Origin of the sequence: Microcystis sp. LE19-10.1B, from assembly GCF_027530565.1 — a bacterium.
GTDB classification, from domain to species: Bacteria; Cyanobacteriota; Cyanobacteriia; order Cyanobacteriales; family Microcystaceae; genus Microcystis; species Microcystis aeruginosa.
Window position 1 is genome coordinate 1 of the sequence record NZ_JAPZQM010000198.1, and the last position, 2400, is coordinate 2400.

The following is a 2400-nucleotide window of genomic DNA, read 5'->3' on the forward strand; positions in this document are numbered from 1 at the left end:
ATTTGCAGCGCAGCAGCAACATGAAGTGCATCCATCGCCGCTAAACCGTAAGTGCCAGCAATTTCATGACTCACTGCACCCTCCTCGACGTGCAGCAAGTTCTTGTTCTATTTCGTCTTCATTGAGCAGTTGCAATCCAGCCGAAATTGCCCGCTGTCGGATTTCCCATAACTTTTTGCTTAATGGTGTTTGGGGAATAAATTTTAATTATATCTATTACTTCGCTACCATTATTATAGCAATTCCCATAGTTGTGAGGTACAGAGTCTTAGGTTTTGAGTAGTCAGGAGTCAGGAGTTAAGATTTTGGTGTACCTCATGAGATTGGGAAACGCTATATTCAATTCTTTAATTAAGTAGGTAGGCGTTAAAAGTTGTCAGATGCCCCCCTTATTAAGGGGGATCCCCCCGCCTATCGGCACCCCCCTTATCAAGGGGGGCAGGGGGGATCGGCACCCCCCTTATCAAGGGGGGCAGGGGGGATCGAACCTAAAATCCATTTTTAATTTAATTATAACCAGCTACTTAAGAAGTATAAAGATGACATAATTAATTATTCCGAATATTGGTATTTAGGCATTATTATAGCATTCCAATTTTCTAAAGTCAAACCCTCAACTCTAGCTAAATTAATACCATTAGTTTGTAGAATAGGAAATACTTTTTAATCTTTAATTCTTAGGATAAGTTGAGGTATAGTTTCTCATCTTAACTTTAAGTGGAGCGATCGCTGTTTTATTAAGTTTGAGAAAGGCGATCGCTGTTGAGTTGAGGATGAAGGAGAAATTTGAGCTATAATAGGGGATAAAATTAACAAACAAGGTAATTATCAATGCCATTAAAGCAAAAGTATATTACTGATGAACAGGGTAATCAAATCGGTATTCTTTTAGATATAGAGGAATATCGAAAACTCCTAGAAGATTCTGAAGAATTGAATGCTATTAGAGCCTATGATTTAGCTATTTCGGAAGAGGAAGAAATTCCTTTTGAAGAGGCGATCGCCGAAATTGAAAATAGTCGTCAATGAATTACACTATTGCGATTAAAAAACAAGCTTCTAAGGCTTTAGCTAATCTTCCCCAAGATAGTTATCAGAAAGTTCGAGACGGGATTAGAGCATTAGCTGACAATCCAAGACCAGCAGGGTGTCTCAAACTGACAGGACGAGAAGGCTGGCGGATTCGGATTGGAGTTTATCGCGTTATTTACGCGATAGATGATTCCGCAAAAAAGGTGATTATTTTAGATATTGGACATCGAAAGGACATCTACCGATAGGCGATCGCGTTTTTAATAAAAATTTGGAAGAGGCGATCGCTATTTTACTGTGAGAAGAGGAGGGCGATCGCTTATAATAAATCCAGTGATCAAAATAGAAGGAGGCAAATGCCAGCAAAAGACCTCTATCACGAAGCCGTTAAAAATGCCTTAATTAAAGACGGCTGGACAATTACGGCTGATCCTTATCCTATTGAATATGAAGACGCTGAATTGTATCCAGACCTGGCGATCGAGAAATATATTTCCGAAGAACAAAGACAACGTAAAATTATCATTGAAATTAAAAGCTTTCTTGGCCCTTCAATGATGAAAGACTTTGAAATGGCTTTGGGACAATATATTTTTTATCGTGATCTCATTCAATTAGGACAAGATGAATACCAAGAAATCTATCTGGCTATCAAAGATGAAATTTATGAGACTTTTTTCCAACGAAAATCTATTCAAGCCGTTATTAAAAGACACCAATTAGATTTATTAGTTGTCAACATCGAAAAAGAGGAGATTGTCCAATGGATAAACTAACTAACTATCGCCAAATTATTCAAAATACCTTAACAAAGCTAGACGAAATTGCGAATAGCTCATCCAAAAAAAAACTAGAAACCTGTTTGATTTTTGATGAAAATCATGATCATTATCTATGGATGTCTATTGGTTGGATAAACAAAAAGAAAATCAACAATATTCAGATTCATATTCGTATTAAAAATGAAAGAGTTTATATTGAACAAGATTGGACAGAAATAGGAATCACCTCTCAATTATTAGAAGCAGGGATTCCCAAAGAAGATATTGTTTTAGCATTTCATGATCCTGCAAGTCGTGAATTAACAGAATTTGCTATTGCTTAATCAGGGGCGATCGCTGTTTTACTGTGTAGATAGGAGAAAGCGATCGCATTTTTAGCTGAGGTTAAGAGGAGAAACCGTCATCGGTCCCTGGTCTCCTTACTCTTAGATTACTCCAAAGCCTTACATTAGATTGAAACAATCTGAATTTCCCTGACTCGGTGCATTGGTTTGGTTGGCTTTTCGGTGGTGATTAGTTCATCAGCTTGAATTTGCAGCGCAGCAGCAACATGAAGTGCATCCATCGCCGCTAAACCGTAAGTGCC

4 protein-coding genes are annotated in these 2400 nt (G+C 37.8%); all 4 read left to right on the forward strand.

The window, feature by feature from the left end; genetic code table 11:
• Positions 1-831: 831 nt before the first annotated feature.
• The 4 genes from O9332_RS07300 to O9332_RS07315 all read left to right on the forward strand — a co-directional run bounded on the left by O9332_RS07300 (position 832) and on the right by O9332_RS07315 (position 2137).
• Complete coding sequence (locus tag O9332_RS07300; protein WP_002760112.1) at positions 832-1029, forward strand: RelB antitoxin-like protein; 198 nt, start codon at positions 832-834, stop codon at positions 1027-1029.
• Positions 1026-1280: a type II toxin-antitoxin system RelE family toxin gene (locus tag O9332_RS07305; RefSeq protein WP_002760111.1), complete on the forward strand. Its 255-nt coding sequence runs from the start codon at positions 1026-1028 to the stop codon at positions 1278-1280. The genes O9332_RS07300 and O9332_RS07305 overlap by 4 nt, the downstream gene beginning before the upstream one ends.
• Before the next feature lie 108 nt (positions 1281-1388).
• The gene (locus O9332_RS07310) at positions 1389-1808 is read left to right on the forward strand and encodes a XisH family protein (RefSeq protein WP_002760109.1); all 420 of its coding nucleotides are present in this window, start codon (positions 1389-1391) and stop codon (positions 1806-1808) included.
• Entirely contained in the window at positions 1796-2137 is a 342-nt protein-coding gene (locus O9332_RS07315; protein WP_002760108.1) for a XisI protein, read from the forward strand. Before O9332_RS07310 ends, O9332_RS07315 begins: the two co-directional genes overlap by 13 nt.
• Positions 2138-2400 lie beyond the last annotated feature (263 nt).